General features: G+C 33.4%; 13 protein-coding genes, 2 tRNA genes and 1 pseudogene (1 of these 16 cut by a window edge). 11 read left to right on the top strand and 5 right to left on the bottom strand.

The window, feature by feature from the left end; genetic code table 11:
* Positions 1 to 95 precede the first annotated feature (95 nt).
* On the top strand, positions 96 to 1,019 hold the full coding sequence (locus BAOM_RS19810; RefSeq protein ID WP_127761748.1) for an ABC transporter ATP-binding protein: 924 nt from the start codon (positions 96 to 98) through the stop codon (positions 1,017 to 1,019).
* Positions 1,012 to 1,704: an ABC transporter permease gene (locus tag BAOM_RS19805; protein ID WP_127761747.1), complete on the top strand. Its 693-nt coding sequence runs from the start codon at positions 1,012 to 1,014 to the stop codon at positions 1,702 to 1,704. The genes BAOM_RS19810 and BAOM_RS19805 overlap by 8 nt, the downstream gene beginning before the upstream one ends.
* Positions 1,705 to 2,391: 687 nt before the next feature.
* Here BAOM_RS19805 and BAOM_RS19800 read toward each other — a convergent pair.
* Positions 2,392 to 2,464: transfer RNA gene (locus tag BAOM_RS19800), tRNA-Ala, on the bottom strand.
* Positions 2,465 to 2,570: 106 nt separating this feature from the next.
* Between BAOM_RS19800 and BAOM_RS25235 the strand changes: the two are divergent.
* From BAOM_RS25235 to BAOM_RS25230, 5 genes and pseudogenes are all read left to right on the top strand, one after another.
* Positions 2,571 to 2,839, top strand: a pseudogene (locus tag BAOM_RS25235) (tyrosine-type recombinase/integrase); the annotation flags it as partial.
* A gap of 378 nt (positions 2,840 to 3,217) precedes the next feature.
* Entirely contained in the window at positions 3,218 to 3,757 is a 540-nt protein-coding gene (locus tag BAOM_RS19790) for a hypothetical protein (protein ID WP_127761746.1), read from the top strand.
* Positions 3,758 to 4,236: 479 nt separating this feature from the next.
* Positions 4,237 to 4,446, top strand: a complete 210-nt coding sequence (locus BAOM_RS19785) for a hypothetical protein (protein ID WP_127761745.1) — start codon at positions 4,237 to 4,239, stop codon at positions 4,444 to 4,446.
* Between the two features lie 593 nt (positions 4,447 to 5,039).
* A complete protein-coding gene (locus BAOM_RS19780) occupies positions 5,040 to 5,864 on the top strand; it encodes a helix-turn-helix domain-containing protein (protein WP_127761744.1) in 825 nt (274 codons plus the stop codon).
* A 386-nt stretch (positions 5,865 to 6,250) separates the two neighbouring features.
* Complete coding sequence (locus BAOM_RS25230) at positions 6,251 to 6,952, top strand: toxin regulator (RefSeq protein WP_257467450.1); 702 nt, start codon at positions 6,251 to 6,253, stop codon at positions 6,950 to 6,952.
* 521 nt (positions 6,953 to 7,473) lie between these two features.
* On the opposite strand, the gene BAOM_RS19770 is transcribed toward BAOM_RS25230, so the two are convergent.
* Entirely contained in the window at positions 7,474 to 8,928 is a 1,455-nt protein-coding gene (locus BAOM_RS19770; RefSeq protein ID WP_164853297.1) for an HNH endonuclease, read from the bottom strand.
* 609 nt (positions 8,929 to 9,537) lie between these two features.
* Here BAOM_RS19770 and BAOM_RS19765 point away from each other — a divergent pair.
* The 4 genes from BAOM_RS19765 (at position 9,538) to BAOM_RS19755 (ending at position 14,493) form a co-directional block, all read left to right on the top strand.
* Positions 9,538 to 10,140: a recombinase family protein gene (locus BAOM_RS19765; protein WP_127761742.1), complete on the top strand. Its 603-nt coding sequence runs from the start codon at positions 9,538 to 9,540 to the stop codon at positions 10,138 to 10,140.
* Between the two features lie 289 nt (positions 10,141 to 10,429).
* Positions 10,430 to 13,039, top strand: coding sequence for a DEAD/DEAH box helicase (locus tag BAOM_RS19760; RefSeq protein ID WP_127761741.1), 2,610 nt, complete (start codon positions 10,430 to 10,432; stop codon positions 13,037 to 13,039).
* Between the two features lie 458 nt (positions 13,040 to 13,497).
* Positions 13,498 to 13,665, top strand: coding sequence for a hypothetical protein (locus BAOM_RS24640; protein ID WP_164853296.1), 168 nt, complete (start codon positions 13,498 to 13,500; stop codon positions 13,663 to 13,665).
* Between the two features lie 204 nt (positions 13,666 to 13,869).
* A complete protein-coding gene (locus BAOM_RS19755) occupies positions 13,870 to 14,493 on the top strand; it encodes a TcaA NTF2-like domain-containing protein (protein ID WP_127761740.1) in 624 nt (207 codons plus the stop codon).
* 310 nt (positions 14,494 to 14,803) lie between these two features.
* On the opposite strand, the gene BAOM_RS19750 is transcribed toward BAOM_RS19755, so the two are convergent.
* The 3 genes from BAOM_RS19750 to BAOM_RS19740 form a co-directional block, all read right to left on the bottom strand.
* Entirely contained in the window at positions 14,804 to 15,712 is a 909-nt protein-coding gene (locus BAOM_RS19750; RefSeq protein ID WP_127761739.1) for a tyrosine-type recombinase/integrase, read from the bottom strand.
* A 123-nt stretch (positions 15,713 to 15,835) separates the two neighbouring features.
* Positions 15,836 to 15,908, bottom strand: a tRNA-Ala gene (locus tag BAOM_RS19745).
* 119 nt (positions 15,909 to 16,027) lie between these two features.
* Positions 16,028 to 16,207, bottom strand: the 3' end of a protein-coding gene (locus tag BAOM_RS19740) for an MgtC/SapB family protein (protein ID WP_127762654.1). The gene runs 534 nt beyond the window's last position; the window shows 180 of its 714 coding nt (coding positions 535-714); the start codon falls outside the window, past its right edge; the stop codon is at positions 16,028 to 16,030.

The raw sequence follows: 16,207 nt of genomic DNA, 5'->3' as shown, positions 1-16,207 counted from the left end.
TGACTTTGAATACTTAAGAATTTTGTAAGAAATGGTTAAGAAAAAAGAAAACATTCATCGTTAGAATGAAATTAAAAGGTGAAGGAGGGAAAAACATGACCTATATAATTCAAACAAATCATCTTACCAAAAATTATAAAGGAAACACGGTCGTTTCCAATGTGAATATGCATATCAAAAAAGGCGAAATATATGGCTTTTTAGGTCCGAACGGTGCAGGGAAAACAACCGTTATGAAAATGATTATGAACCTAATCAAACCAACGAGCGGTGAAATTATTATTTGTGGCGAAACAGTAACTCCAAAATCTTATGAACTATTGAAGCGCATGGGGAGCATTATTGAATATCCCGTTTTTTATGAGAAGCTAACAGCACGGGAAAACTTAGAGCTGCACTCCGATTATATGGGTTACTACAACAAAAATGCAATCGACACGGCTCTTGAAATGGTACAACTAAAGAATATTGAGGGAAAGGCAGTCAAGGAATTCTCTTTAGGGATGAAGCAGCGACTTGGCTTAGCAAGAGCTATCATTACAAAGCCTGAAATTCTTATTTTAGATGAGCCAACAAATGGCCTTGACCCTGTAGGAATTAAGGAATTTCGAAATCTTTTTCAAATGCTAAGTAAGGATTATGGAATGACACTATTAATCTCCAGCCATATTCTCGGAGAAATCGAACAGATTGCCGATACCATTGGAGTAATCAAGGACGGGACATTATTAGAGGAAGTATTAATGGAAACAATTCGTCTTCAAAATACAGAGTATATAGAGTTAAAAACGGATGATGTGAAAAAGGCGGCATACGTCATAAAAGAAACATTGTACACAACTAATTTTAAAATACTCGATGATGTTACCATTCGTATCTATGACATGAACACGTCTCAAGGGAAAATATCTCAAACCCTTGTGTTAAATGGTGTATTAGTGGAGTCAATCAATAAAAAAGATAATACGTTAGAAGATTATTTCTTAAAGATGATCAATGGGGGCGTGATCCATGCTTAAACTTATTAAGCTTGAAATAAAAAAATTTAAATTATGGAACTACTGGAAAGCTGTTTCTATATGCAATATCGCATTTATTGCACTTCTCAGTATGATGTTTTTTATAGAGATAGACAATGGAAAAATACCTGTTGAAAGTTTCGATATGGCGGCCAGCATAATAGGCGCAATGGTACGGACAACATTTACAGTTTTTGCATCCGTAATTATTGTGAAATTAATAATAGATGAATATAAAAATAAATCAATAGATGTATTATTCACCTATCCCATTAAGCGCAAAAAAATTATCTCTGCAAAGTTAACAATCGTTTTTGCTTTTACTTTTGTCAACGTCTTGTTTTCTACATTATTTCTAGAAGGCCTCGTATATTTAGCGGACTCGAATTTTAATATTCTACCAGGAGTTATCGAATCAGGAGACATCTCTAGAAATTTATTGACCGCTTTTATGAACGCTATTGCGACAGCAGGTATTAGCCTTATTCCTCTGTTGTTTGGTATGCATCGTAAATCGGCACCTGCAACCATTGTATCTTCAATTCTTATCGCTACAATTTTGAATTCAACAAGTGAGGACTTTACCTTATTTTCAATTATAGCAGTTCCTTTATCACTAGGACTCTTCGGTTTATTCATCGGATACTATTCTATTCGAAATATCGAAAAGAAAGATTTAGTCTAATCCATTAAAATAAAGGAAAGAATGTGAAGAGATAAAATAATCATTATGAGCGTTGTCGCTATTTTCCTAATTGGATTGTCTGGTTTTTTATTTTTGAAGTTTCAATTTAATAGGTCTCCATTTCGGAAGAACATAGCAATGATATTCAACAATCGGGCGCTTTAATTGAATAGTATTTATTTTAAATAAGGCTTTATATACAAGATTTTATGCATAACTTGTGTATAAAGCCTTGATTTCTATTCAAAAAACATACAGCCGTAAACAACAATTTTTAATTGCCAAATACAATTAGGGCTTCTCTTGTTTGTGCATTTTGGAGTTTAAAGTCGTTAGTTAAATGAAATGAAAATAAAATTATAAGAATAGGGAATATTTTTTTGGGGTTAAATTAATGGCGAACAAACAGACTAAATTTTTATATTCTAAATGGATTGAATTAATATTGGAAGCGAGGGAGATGGATATCACAGTAAAAGAGATAAGAGATTTTCCGCCAAAGTGTAAAAAAGACTATTGTTAATATCAGTTTAAAAATTTTCTTTATGTTATGTAATAACACAATTTTTTAAGTGTATGACCAATTTATGACCAACAAAATGATTTTAGACAAGTGATTAAGATCGTTAATAAAAGTGAAAAAGAAAGAACCTTGATTTCTCAAGGTTCTTAGGTCGTTGTAATATATGGAGCATAGGGGGCTCGAACCCCTGACCTCTACGCTGCCAGCGTAGCGCTCTCCCAGCTGAGCTAATGCCCCGCGATAAATCAACATTTTATTCATACTGACCACAACTCTAATCGAATTGTAATTTAATTAGGGATAATGGTCAATAAAAATGCTGTAGTGGTCATGTGATAGCCTATTATTTATTACCAAATATGGTGATGCTATAGCAACCTCACCAACACATAATAACATCCAGAAGCGGCTACATAAGTATTCTAGGGTGTATGGTTTAAAGAACATCAATCCTCATGACCTAAGAAGGGTTTTGCAAAATCATTGCTAGATAAAGGGGCAAATGTTGCTGTAATCTCTAAAGCATTGGGTTATAGTGATTTATCAGTAACAACTAAATATTTGCGTTTAGATGTCGATGAAGTAGTAAATAATCTACGCTCTTATTTATAGTGAGCATGAATCTAAAAACATACTTAGCGGGCTAAAGGGAGCGGTCATTGTGGCTGCTCTTTTTACTTTATTAGAAATGGGGAATGGTTTCTACATTTTAAGTTTTCTTGTTGGAAAATTGAAGGATTGAAGGGTAGTATCTTAAATCGAATGATACAGTTCCAATCATTTCTGGTACAAAACGATTCTTTTAAATGATACAACTAGATATTAAACTTATTTTTTACTTTTACTTATAATGCCCTCCTGTTTATTGGATATTTTGCCTTTATTGTATACTAAGTAAGTAGAGTATCTGATTAGTTGGTTTAAGGTATGTATGATGTACTGGATAATAGTAATTACATGGACAGTGAAAGTGAAGAAGGAGGAGGAGCAGTGGTTAAGCGTGAGTATACACATGTAGATGGGTTTAATTATACTTCATTAATAGGTCTATCAGGAATATATATATTTCAAGAATTGTATGGAAACCTTGTGTATATTGGTATGTGGTATAACGATGACTTTAGGAGTAGAATGAGGAAACATGGTTCAGACGTTGATAGCAAGTATGATTCAAACATACATTACATTCATGTTATTATTGTAGACCAAAATATCTATCCAATTCTTCCCTTGGAACATTTATATATCTGGTATTTTAACTTAACTGACCAACAGCTGTTGTTCTATAAGTGGGATGATAATGAAGAAGTCGTAAAACAGAAAGCTAAGGAACAAAATCTTGATATAGGAGATTCTATTAAAGATTTTCTATTAACATTTGAATGTGTCCTCCTTGAAAAGGAGTGGGGGGAAGACTCAGCAGCTAAAAGATATGGAGAAGTTGAGAAATTATCTTCTAAAAAATATCAGTGTGATGGAAGCATAAAATGTCGTTGTTATAGATGTCTTTTAAATCGTAGAAAGAATTAGAGGTGGTGAAAATTTTTTAAAAAAATATCAACTTAAAGTGCAACTTTTTCCTTGCTTAATCCTATATATAGTATAGGGGTTTGTACACCATATGAATTAAAGTAGTTTTACTAAGGTTAATGATACATTTGTTAGAGAGCGGTCATATTGCTGCTCTCTTTTTCTTTTTGGAAATAGAAATAAAAGGGTTAGTATTTTCCACATTTTATGCCTGTTGACCCTGCTACGACAGTGTGAGGCTAGCACTTCAAAGCACACTAACAGGGTGTTCTTATAAACACCGACACGATAGGCATTATACCCCAATCTTTTGTAGATGAAATTACAGCGCCCTCTTTATTTACAAAAGGAATGTCGATAAGTAAAAAATAATCATTGAAAAATTTAAAGATGGCTTTAGCAAACACGATTAGGTGCGAAGTCATGAAAGGTTGACAGCCTTTTATATAAAATCCTGAAAACAATGGAGGAAATTAATTATGGAAAATAAAAATACAAAAAAAGAATGGAAAAAAATGAAGTTTTACTTTGTTAATTCTGAATTATTCAATGAGTATGGAGACAAGCTTAGTGCTGCTTATATATATATTGGTGACGATTCAATAAAGTTGACTTCACAGCCTACTCTGGAATATAAGGATAATGCTTTGGACACGATAGATTGGTCTTGTATCGAGATTGAATACTAAAGCCTATCAAAAAACAAATTTCAAATTTAGCATCTGAAATAATGTCTCATATCTTTTATAACGATTCAAGTTCTAGAGTTGTATTCCCTAATTATAGATACAATTGCTGAGGCAACTATCAAACAAATAAACTATGTAAGGAGTGAATTTACATGCAACCGCCTCATGAGGAGGCACACTTATTCTGTATATCTATGACGTACTCATAGGGATAGGTATAATTTTATGCCTATATTAGACAGGGATAAGTGTGCTTTCTAACGGAGGAATTGTGTGTAAAGCCACTCCTTTTTTGTGTTTGTCTAAAGAGCGGCAAAACAAATTCAAGTATAGAAAGAGAGGGACGAGTAGTAAAAATAATGTGAGTGAGATAGTGCGAAATTTACACTACCCTAGTGAAAATTTTGCATTAGGGGTAGTGCAAAAAATGTAAAAGGGTAGTGCGAAATTTGCCCAATATAAGAGAAGACATTAGAGGATTAAATAAGAGAAATAAATAAACAGGTCGCTGACGCTCCTAGTCGCTCCGCTCCTTTCTATTTCTCTTCTATCTATTGCAAACGGGGGATTAAGACTTAGGGAAGTAAGTCGTTATGAATCCATATAAATTAAAAAGAATTGAGGTCATAGTGTTGAAAGAAAATAAAGTAGCATTTATCAAGTTTAACGCAAATTTAATGAGTGATTATGAGTTAAAGGTCGGAGAAACGCTTGTATACGGTGCATTGGTATCGTTTAGAAATATGAGTATTCAATCCAATGCGAAAGATGAAAAGGGTCATGTATACGCTTATCCACCTATCTCAAGTATTGCAAACATTACAGGACAATCAGAAAGAAGTGTTAAGAGTCATATTCAAGTTTTAGAACAAAAAGGATTAATGACGGTGAAAAGGTCTTATAAAGAAGGCAGTAAAGAGAAAAATGTAAACCACTATTATCTCAACACTGAGGTGTTAGAAGTCTATTTTACTGCTGATGCGACTGAGTCGATTAAGACTGCTAAACCAAAATCTAAGAATAAAGAAACATATAAAGATTTAAGACAAAAGGTGTTCATTGCTGATGCTGAAATCGAGAAATGGTTCACTCATTATCAAGGTGAACATAATAATAACTCAGCTAAGAAGCTAAACCAATTAGCTGAGAAGTATGGAGCGGAAACTGTTGTAAAAGCTATTCATAATGCAATGGAGGGTGTAAATATTGACACTCTATCTCAAGGTTCAACAGGTCTTATTCTAAGCAGATTGAATGATAAAAACCTAGAGGATGCAAAGCTACAATTGCAGAATGAGAAAGAAAGAAAAGAGCGATTTATGAACGAACCCATTAAACCAGTATTGGACTATACTGCAGGTTTGAAGCGTAGAGAAAGTAGGAAGATTAGAACAAGCGATGATGTTATCAATATATGACTATTCGGAGGGGGAAGTGGAGATTGGGGATGACTTAGATTTAAGTCATCTTCTTTTTTATATTTGAGCTGATGATTAAACATGAGGAGCGGAATTTGAAGCATCGTTACGCAACTAATAAAACTTTGGTTTTAATAAGAATAAACAATGTCTGTTATTATTTGTAAAAGAATGCACTTAAACTAATTGGCAATTTAGTTGAAGAAGGATTTTTCAATTTCCTATGGTTTCAGAACCCCTAACCAGTTAGGAAGTCCAGATATTGTTGTTGAGGATATTGATTCATTGCCAATTGGAGGACATTAAAAAAGTCTAGTTCTTTTTTTGTATCATTCTGGTAAAATTGGACTAGCATCATATGAAAATACTTTAGGGGGAGTTACAAATTGAAAGTGGTTTTAGGATTTTTGAAAAAGAGATGGAAGTATGTAATAACAGCATTGATTGCTCTTAGTATTGGAGCTGCAGTTGGTCCTTCACAAGAGCAAATTGATAGTGCAAATGCTAAGGTAGATGAATTAAAGAAACAACTGTCTGCTGAAACAGAAACCGTAGCAAGCCTTGAAACAGAAAATAAAGATTTACAAGCGAAAGTAGATGAAGCAGCTCCATGGTTTAAAATGCAAGATGAGCAGAAACAAAAAGAAGCTGAAGCTAAGGCTGCCGAAGAGAAACGTTTAGCGGAAGAAAAAGCAAAACAAGAAGAAGCAGCAGCTAAAGCTAAGGCAGAAGCGGATGCCAAAGCAGCCGAAGAAGCAAAAGTGGAACAATCAGAACAGCAAATTACAGCAGATAAAGTGAATGAAATTATTAAGGATTATTCTTATGTAGTAAATAACGTTTCTTTTAAAAATGGTGAAATAAAAGCAACGATTGAGTTAGCACCAATGGAACAGTTTTCTGCCGAGGATTTAGCAGTTAATGGATACAGTCAATTATCAGATGAGTTATTAAACCATGAAGGCTGGCAAGTACTGACTGTTACATATCCTGGTGCAGGAACTATTAGTATGAATCGTAATGAAAAGGAAACAAATGAGTTTGGTGATTACTTCCCAACACTGGAAATTGAGGAAAGATTAAATTGATAAAATAAGCATTCCTAGGATACTTATTGTTTGGCTAACAAAACAAACATAATTAAACCTGGGTCTGTAAGATTTCAACTTTATTCGAATGGACCGTTGAATAGCCTGTCAAGAAATGTACTTACACTAACGGGTGCAAGAGTTGAATAACAAACCTTAAAGGACTTGGATACTCTTCAAGTCCTTTTAGTGTTAATTACGTAGTGATTTCCTGCGAGATTTGGATCTTGTGATTTCCCTGCGTTTTTCTATTCTTGACCTCTTTCGAGCAGTCCTCTTTACAAATTGGACTCATTTATTATAATGCGAATGGTTCAATATGCTCCTCTGATTGAGTGGGTTACCTCTCTCTTCTTACAGTAGCATCGAGTAACTCCTAGAAGTTACTTTGTTCCATAGATTAAGAATGGAGTAACTGCCAATGTGGTCTGAATTCAAGACTTGGTTACCAGCCTTTAATAAAACTGTGATTTCATTAGGAGCAACAATCCATTAAAGTTCCAGTAGAAAACAAGGAGTCCTTACCGAATTCCTTGTTTTCTAGTTTCTAATAGACTTTCTCTCAATGGCATAAAAATATTCTCATAGTGATACCTAACATGAGTTGACGATAACCTATGTTTATTAGCCATTAACATTTTCTGATGTAAAGGGTTTTTACTATCAACATGCAATATTCTCTGATGATTTTCTGGGTCTAAAGCTATAATTCCCATATCAAAAAGCTTATGATGATTAGGGCATACTACAATCATATTCGATTTGTCATCAATTCCTTGATGCAATTTATTAAAAGGTTGAATATGGTGAACTTCCGAATAAGAAATTTCATCAATTAATGTAATTTGTTCATTGCATATTTGACAGGAGTTACCGTAAATTTCTTTTAACTTTTTAACCTTTACACTGTCTCTTACCAATCTATCGATGACACTAATTCGGGATTCTACCTTTTTTTTTTCATCTTCATCTTCAATAAAAGATTCTTCCGATTTAGCCGTGTCTAAAGAAAGTACGGAGAAGATTGGCTCGCTATCCCTGCTTGTTGTCATACAGTATTTCTCAAATGCTTGTTTAACAAAAGGCGGGAATCCGTACAATTCTATTATGTCCTGTAATGCAGAACCCTTACTGTTGTATAAAGAATGTAAAACCATATTTGCCCTTAAATCGGTTATTAAAGGAGTAGGTTGTCCTTCTTTTACGGTAATGTACTTTAACATGTATGATACTAAATCATGTGGGTAATAAATCATCTTTGTTGTAATTTTAGTATCAAAATTCAACTCATTAGTCTTCCAAGTATTAGCTATAAAAAGGGATTGTTGAAATTTCTTTGTTATTGGGAATGACAATCTTAACTTATAGTATTCCTTTACATACTCAGCATTTTTTCCTTGTATTAAAATAAAAGGAACAGTCGATTGACTAGAAAAATTCCTAACCTTAATGTAATCCTCTTCAAAAAAAACATCATCCATCTTCATGGCTTTTTCATGTTCTCCATTTGTAGGAAACATTTCCCCACTATCGTAACCTGCTGACAATGCTAATGCTAAAGATGCCTTAACTGCTAATGCTGCTCCATGATTATTTAAGTGTTCATAATGCCTATCGTCGAATAAACAATTGAAGTCAAATTCCTTTGAAAAGTAAACTGGTCTTCTTTTTTCTGGATTGTTTCGTGATACCAATTCTTTAGTATCGATTGGAAACACGGGAAAATTCAGTTTGGATAAATTTAGAATTTCCTCATAGTAATAGTGATAGAAATTCTTTAACGCATCATACTTTCCCTTCGGGTTTTGTTTTTTATCAAATATGTACTTGCGTAATAAACTTTCATCGAGTGCCTTTTCAATATCTTGATTACCAATAAAAGTAATATATTTATCCACTTTTCCCTTGTGGACTTTTAACGAGGACTTCGTTTTATCGCTATTAATGTATGAATCAAAAACCTCTCGAATTTTCAATACACCACACCCCAAATAATGTTTATAGTAAAATCTTACCACGAAATAAGATGTGAAAATTGAAAATTTAGCAAATTTTATAACATTATTTACCCAAGTACATTGCCACGGACGTTCAGAGCGGCTCATGTGTGGCTCTTTGTTGTTTCTTTCTTAAGTTATGCTTAAGACTGAATCTTAGGGCATTATGTAAGCCTCTTATGACTGCTTAGTGTGTTGATATGAAATCAGAAACCACTCTCATTCACAAACTGGCATTTAGTAAGTTCACGATACGACTCAAATAATGGATAGGATTTAATACACTAAGATGATAAAACGTGAAGTAATACACTGAGGTAGTTCGATAGTGATAACCGATAATAGATGCGTAACCTATCTAATGTTGTTAAAGGACAGACATCACTGCTTTTATCATAGTTGTTTTCGATAAGCTTATACGTTTCAAAAGGTACACTTTTTGCGACGCATTTTACTTAATGGTTGAATGAGGGTTTCGATAGTATCATATGGTGTCAAATTAACTTTTGGAACGTATCATAATCACGATTGACATTTTGATACTCATTCTGTACGATAAGAGTATTAAATAACAAGGTGGAATTAATCATGGACAACAAAGAGTTTGGATATGTAAGAGTAAGTAGCAAAGACCAAAACGAAGCACGACAATTGGATAGTATGTATGCTCTTGGAATTGATGAGCGTGATATTCATATCGATAAGCAGAGCGGTAAAGACTTCAATAGACCTCAATACCAAGCTTTGAAATTGAGGTTGCGTGAAGGAGATACATTGTACATACATTCATTAGATAGACTTGGTCGTAACAAAGAGATGATTCTAAATGAGTGGAAGGATATCACGCAAAACATCAAAGCACATATTGTTGTCATTGACATGCCATTATTGGATACGCGGAAATACAATGATTCAATCGGTACTTTTGTAGCGGACTTAGTATTACAGGTATTGTCTTGGGTTGCTGAAGAAGAGAGAACTAAGATAAAGGCTCGTCAAGCTGAAGGCATAGCTTCAGCAAAAGCTCAGGGTAAGCACCTAGGAAGACCTAAAACATCTATTACATCTGAATTCGAGCAGGCTTATAAGCAATGGAAGGCAGGAGATATCACTGCAGTTGAAGCAATGAAAAAATCAAATATGACTAAGGCTACATTCTATCGCAAGGTTAAGGAATATGAAGCAAGTTAAGGGACTCCTCATGGGGTCTCTTTCTGTTATGTGATGATATGGGGGGATGATTTCGACATTTTTAGTGGGGGCACTGTGAGGGATACACACTATGTACCCTCTTCCACACGTCACAAAGTTTTTTGAGAGTGGTGATTAAAGGAGGACTGCTCTTTTTTTATTAGTATGGTATAATTTTCCTGTGTAGTTAGTATTGAGTTTTTCGAAAGTCCAGGTGGCAAACCTTACTGAGTTTAGGTTGAACTAATTATTGAAAGGTATTATTAAAATTAAATGAGGTGAAAATAAATTGGAACGAAAGCCACGTTTTATTGTACCCAAACCAAGGAATACTGCTGAAAAAGACCCAGAATCAATTTTTAGGGAATTACAAATTCCTAGTGTAAAAGGATTGTGGTCTCAACAGGCTGATATATTAAGGGATTATTATAATAATTATAAGGATAAGCCCAACATTGCTATAGAACTTCCAACTGGAACTGGGAAAACACTAGTAGGTTTGCTTATAGCGGAATATAGAAGGAGATGTAAGGGGGAGAGAGTTTTATATTTATGTCCAACAAGGCAGCTTGCGTATCAAGTGTCTGAGAAATCTCAAGAATATGGCATTAAAACGAGTATTTTGGTTGGTCCCCAGGCAAATTACTCTGAAAAAGACTATGGTGATTACGTTACAGGGAAATCAATCGCAATTACTACTTATAGTGGTCTTTTCAATACTAACCCAAAGCTTAATGATGCACACACAATAATTTTTGATGATGCACATTCTGCAGAAAATTATATATCATCATTATGGACTTTTGCTGTAACTAGAAAAGATAATCCAGATGAATTTAATAGTATTATTGAATTATATAAAGATGATATTTCTGAATATAGCTATTCAAGAATTATGAGGGATGATTATGAATATAAAAAACCTATTTATGATTTAGTTCCTTATCCAAAATACTTAGAGAAACTTCCACAACTTGTGGAGTATATTGATTCGAAAATTAGCACATTACCCAATAATGCAAAATTTCCTTGGTCAATGATAAGAGATAATTTAGAGGCTTGCCAGTTATTCTTTTCCTGGGGAGAAATAAATATTAGACCTTTAAGTCCTCCAACATTAACTCATCGCCCTTTTGCAAATGCAAAACAAAGAATATTTATGTCAGCTACATTAGGGGAAGGTGGAGAACTTGAAAGAATCACAGGAATTAAGAAGATTAATAAAATTCCTATTCCAAAAGGATGGGATAAATATAGTAATGGTAGAAGGTTGATATTATTCCCTAATAGGAAGTTTAGTCAAAAGGAATCTCTTGATTTAACCTTTAAGGCAATCAACAATCACGGTAGAGCTTTAGTTTTATGCCCTGACAATAGAACTTCAAGTTACTTTAAAAAACAATTTATCGAAGAATATCCACAAATCCCAATTATCGAGGCGACTGATATAGAGGAAAATCTAAATGCCTTTATAAATAAAGAACGAGCGGTTTTACTCCTAACTTCTAGATATGATGGTATTGACCTTTCAGAGGATTCATGCCGTTTATTAGTTTTATATGGAATGCCTGAAGCCACAAATCTGCAAGAAGGTTTTTTATGGAATTCTCTAAATGCAAATGTCCTATTAAAAGAATTAGTTAAAACAAGAATTACTCAGGCATTAGGTAGGTGTACACGGTCAAGTGATGATTTTGCTAATGTCTTAATGGTGGACCCTACTTTACTCAAGTTTTGTGCAAATAGTGAAAATCTAAATGGATTTCATCCTGAGATTCAAGCTGAAATTGATTTTGGGTTACAAAATTCCGAGAACTTTGAATCGATTGATGAAATTATCGAATTTATGGATTATTTCATTGGAGATAAAACATTCTTTTCAGAAATTAATAGTGCAATAACTAGCATTAGAGAAGACTATGAGAAGCAAGTTCAAAAAGCTACTAGTAAGTTAACTGAAAGTGTTAAATATGAAATAGAATATGTATATGGAATGTGGAAAAATGATTTGGAATGGTCGTTAGAAAAGGTAAAATCCGTTTTAGATACTGCTACTGGTGGGAAAGAATTAGACGGTTATAGGGCATGGTGGTACTATTTAGCAGGTAATACAGCTTACTTAGCAAAAGATACTATCCAATCAGCCTCAAAATTAAGTTCTGAATATTATTCTTCTGCTCTAAGAATAACTTATGGTATAAGTTGGTTAGCAGAATTAGTAAATCATTTAGCTCTTGAGAAAAAAGATGAAGTACAAGTTGACCCTTACTTAACGATTCAAGCTGAAAATATAGAAGATATTATTTCTAGCTTAGGACTTATGGGTGGGAAATTTGAAAAAAACGTAAATGAATTTTTTGGATTAATTAATACCGATGAAAGTGAAAAATTTGAAAAAGGTCTAAAAAAACTAGGCGAGTTTCTTGGGTTTGAGACAGATAGACCAAATGGGGACGGTGCTCCAGATGGTATTTGGATATTAAGGGATTTAATCTGTGGATTTGAGGCTAAGTCAGATGAAGATAAAGAGCATAGTATTTCAATTAGTACTTGTAGACAGGCCTTAGGTCATAAAGATTGGATTAGAGAAAAAAAGGCACTACCAGAAGGTCAAGAGATTAATGTCACTGTTCTAAGTCACAAAAGTAAAGTTCATACTGAGGCAGTACCTCATGCAAAGCACATTTTTCACTTGGAAGTAGAGGAAATAAGGGAATTATCACTTCGAATTACACAGGTTTTGAGAAAAACTAGAAGTGTTATATCGAAAGATAGTGGGAATACCCTATTTACTAAAGAGTATATTTGTAAAATACTAGAACAAGAAAATTTGACATATAGAGATATTCTTGAATTATTAAAAAGAAAAAGAGTTAGTGACATGGAGAAAGGTAAATAAAGTTGTAAAAGCCTACATTAGGTAGGCTTTTTTTGTTATTAATTTAAACTTTAACGGGTAGTAGAACTTACCTGTAATTGTTACTAATCAAATTATATTTAATACTCCTTTGTATTGTAATTAGATATATAGAGAGGTTCAGCAAGATTTATAATGCAGTTATTTGGGGCTGTTTGTATTAAAGCTAACGAAATATAAGAACTTTAAATTTCTAATTTTATATTTCACATATTGCCTTCAATGGTTTAAAATGCTATATTATAGTTCGAACCTAACATTCCAAAAGTTAAGTAAAACCCCGATGAAACATAGTACGTATTTAGAAATAAATACCTACAACCTAGGAATGAATACATATAACTTTTGAATCATTGACCATGAATCGGAAGTTAGTGTCAGAGGTAGTATTTATACGATATCTCTGTCCAAACAAAAATACATATCGGGGGGAATGCGGAATGTTTATTAATTATGAAAAGGAAACAACAATACGAAAAAATAATGGGGAAGAGGTTATCAGTAGAACAGTTATCTCAATACCTGTTCTAAAATATACCTTAATTTCTGTGTTGTTTGGAGTATTGCCTTTCCTTGGAAAAATTAATGCAGCATTTCATTGGTTCTAAAGAGATTTTGTCTGTTGACAAGTCTCTTTTTTTTGACATTTTTTAAACCAAATAGTTTCAAAGGGACTATTAATAAATTATCGACTTTATTTAAAAGTGGTATGTTTTTCTCTTCAGAGCAAGAAAGTAAGTTATGTAGGAATTCATTTATAAGTATAGTGAATGATATAATACTCCTGAAAATTTAATTTTGGAGGTTTAAGAATGTCGAGGTTAGACAGAGAAAAAGATAGGGATGAGAAAAGGCGGTGGCGGTGGGGGAGCATTTATGTTCCTTTGATAGGAATCTTATTAACTACTGGTGTTTCAGTTTTTGCGGTTGTTTATAAATCCGATGTAGAATCAAAGGCGAAAGAACCTCAAATAGAAGAAACAAAAGATGAAACCGTAACGACAGCAGAAACAAAATCGGCAATAAAAACAGAAACGGAAGAAAGCTTTGACATAATTTTAAAGGGATTGGAGGATTATAGAGCTAAGTATGTTGAAGCATATAACAAAAACAATATGTCTTACATAAAAGAATTCTATAGTGATGAAAAAAGTGATTTTTATAATGAAACAAAAGACCATATAATTAAATCGTATTATGAAAATCGTAAGATAGAGAATTTAGAAATGATTCTCAAAAACAATAAGAGAAAAGGTTCTAATACATATGATGCCGTTGTGGATTTAGTATACATTTATGATGTTAATGGAGATAAAGAGAAAGAAACTGTAACGAATAGACATTATATAATTGATATAACTGAAGATAGTAAAATAATCCTCAGTGCTAGTCCTCTTGACGCCAGAGGTAATTCAATTATTGAAAAGTTAGAATAGCCTTAATAAATTATAGTAGCTGTTTTTTTACATTGTTATTACTTGTTCTAATGTAAAACGTTGAGTACAATTCAATTAACGACATTAACAATCGATGATGGGTGGAGGGTTTACCATCGATAATCCAAATTCCATGTATCTTGTGAATGTGGTTTATCGTTTAGAACGAAAACTGAAGCTGTTTATCTGTAACGATGCTTATAGACTGTATTAAAAGAAAAACCCTATCTCCCATTAAGGAGATAGGGTTTTTGGTTCATTAAAGTGATATGTGTAGTATAACCAATGTTCTTCAAGTACAAGTAGGCACTTAAAATAACTTGTTTAAAGGATTAAACTTTTCGTTATTCTCTTTCAGTTCGTTAGAAAACATATGCAGATAACGCTCAGTTGTTTTTATACTGGTATGTCGTAAAATCCTTGCTAAGGACACGATGTCACCACCAGATTGAATATAGGTCTTGGCATAGTAATGTCGACAAGAGTGTGCAGAACAGCGTGTCTCAGGAAATTCCATAGCCTGAGCAAGACGTTTAAAAAAGCACTTGATAGCATTGTCTGTCAAAGGCTGATTGTTCTGGCTAATAAAAACGTTAGAAGATAGCTTGTTAAACTTCTCTTCACAATATACTCTCCAAAGGGATAGTTCTCTGAGTAATGAGCTTGCCAGAGGTACATTGGCTTCCTTCCTTGCTTTTCCAAAGACTTTCATTTGTCCTGTTTCAAAGTTGATATCTTCCCATCTTAAATTGACTAGTTCACCAAGTCGTATTCCAGTTCCTATAAGAGTAAGGAATACAGTGTAGTTTCGTACTGCATAAAAGGTATCTTCTCTACGCTTCTTTCTTCTAAGGTATGAGATAATTTCTTTAACTTCTTCATCAGTAAAAGCTTGAATTCGGATGTCTTCCCTCACTTTCTTAACCTCTGTAAAAGGATTTTCTTCAATAATCTTCTCCTTCACTGCCCAATTAAAAAGAGCCTTAATTCGCTTCAGACGTGAATTTAAGGTGGTTGGCTTATCGCCACTATCTTTGCAAAACATCATATAACGTTTGGCAACACGAGAAGAAATGTCTTTGACTTGCTCAATACCTTGGGTAGCGAGAAAACTCTCCAAATGTTTGTAATTGTACTCGGAAGTCTTAATACTTTGCTCTGTTACGTTTTCATAGCGTTTCTCAGTGATAAACTCATCAATTAAAAATCTAATTAACATAAAAAACCACTCCTCACAAATTAGTAGAGAAGTGGTCAGTCCGTCACGTTTTAGATAATGTCTAAGACCACTACACAAAATTGTCTTAGAAAAAAACCAAAACCGTTGATAATATTGATTTTATGGAGCATAGGGGGCTCGAACCCCTGACCTCTACGCTGCCAGCGTAGCGCTCTCCCAGCTGAGCTAATGCCCCGAATAGGATACACTAATTATTTTAACTGAATTAATAGAAAAGTCAATAAAAAAGGAAAAATCCGTTAGAATGCCATATTCTAACGGATTTTTGGTGTTGTTATAGAACGTTATTGATTTTTAAATATTTTCAATTTCTACCTTTGAGACTTCTTGAATACTAGAAATTGTGTAGTACACGTCAGATGTTTTTCTTTTTTGATCGACAAGTATTCTTATGGTAAGTGAGTGAATGTTTGTTTCGACATCTTTGATTCGAATGTTTTTTACATGAATATTTTCATCTCTGATTTTTTGTAA

Origin of the sequence: Peribacillus asahii, assembly GCF_004006295.1 — a bacterium.
GTDB lineage: Bacteria > Bacillota > Bacilli > Bacillales > DSM-1321 > Peribacillus > Peribacillus asahii_A.
This window is presented reverse-complemented; position numbering and strand designations above follow the sequence as displayed.

Excerpts from the sequence above, each read along its gene's own strand:
- BAOM_RS19810 (WP_127761748.1), top strand. The coding sequence starts at position 96 with ATGACCTATATAATTCAAACAAATCATCTTACCAAAAATTATAAAGGA.
- BAOM_RS19805 (WP_127761747.1), top strand. The coding sequence starts at position 1,012 with ATGCTTAAACTTATTAAGCTTGAAATAAAAAAATTTAAATTATGGAAC.
- BAOM_RS19785 (WP_127761745.1), top strand. The coding sequence starts at position 4,237 with ATGGAAAATAAAAATACAAAAAAAGAATGGAAAAAAATGAAGTTTTAC.
- BAOM_RS19780 (WP_127761744.1), top strand. The coding sequence starts at position 5,040 with ATGAATCCATATAAATTAAAAAGAATTGAGGTCATAGTGTTGAAAGAA.
- BAOM_RS19765 (WP_127761742.1), top strand. The coding sequence starts at position 9,538 with ATGGACAACAAAGAGTTTGGATATGTAAGAGTAAGTAGCAAAGACCAA.
- BAOM_RS24640 (WP_164853296.1), top strand. The coding sequence starts at position 13,498 with ATGTTTATTAATTATGAAAAGGAAACAACAATACGAAAAAATAATGGG.
- BAOM_RS19755 (WP_127761740.1), top strand. The coding sequence starts at position 13,870 with ATGTCGAGGTTAGACAGAGAAAAAGATAGGGATGAGAAAAGGCGGTGG.
- BAOM_RS19750 (WP_127761739.1), bottom strand. The coding sequence starts at position 15,712 with ATGTTAATTAGATTTTTAATTGATGAGTTTATCACTGAGAAACGCTAT.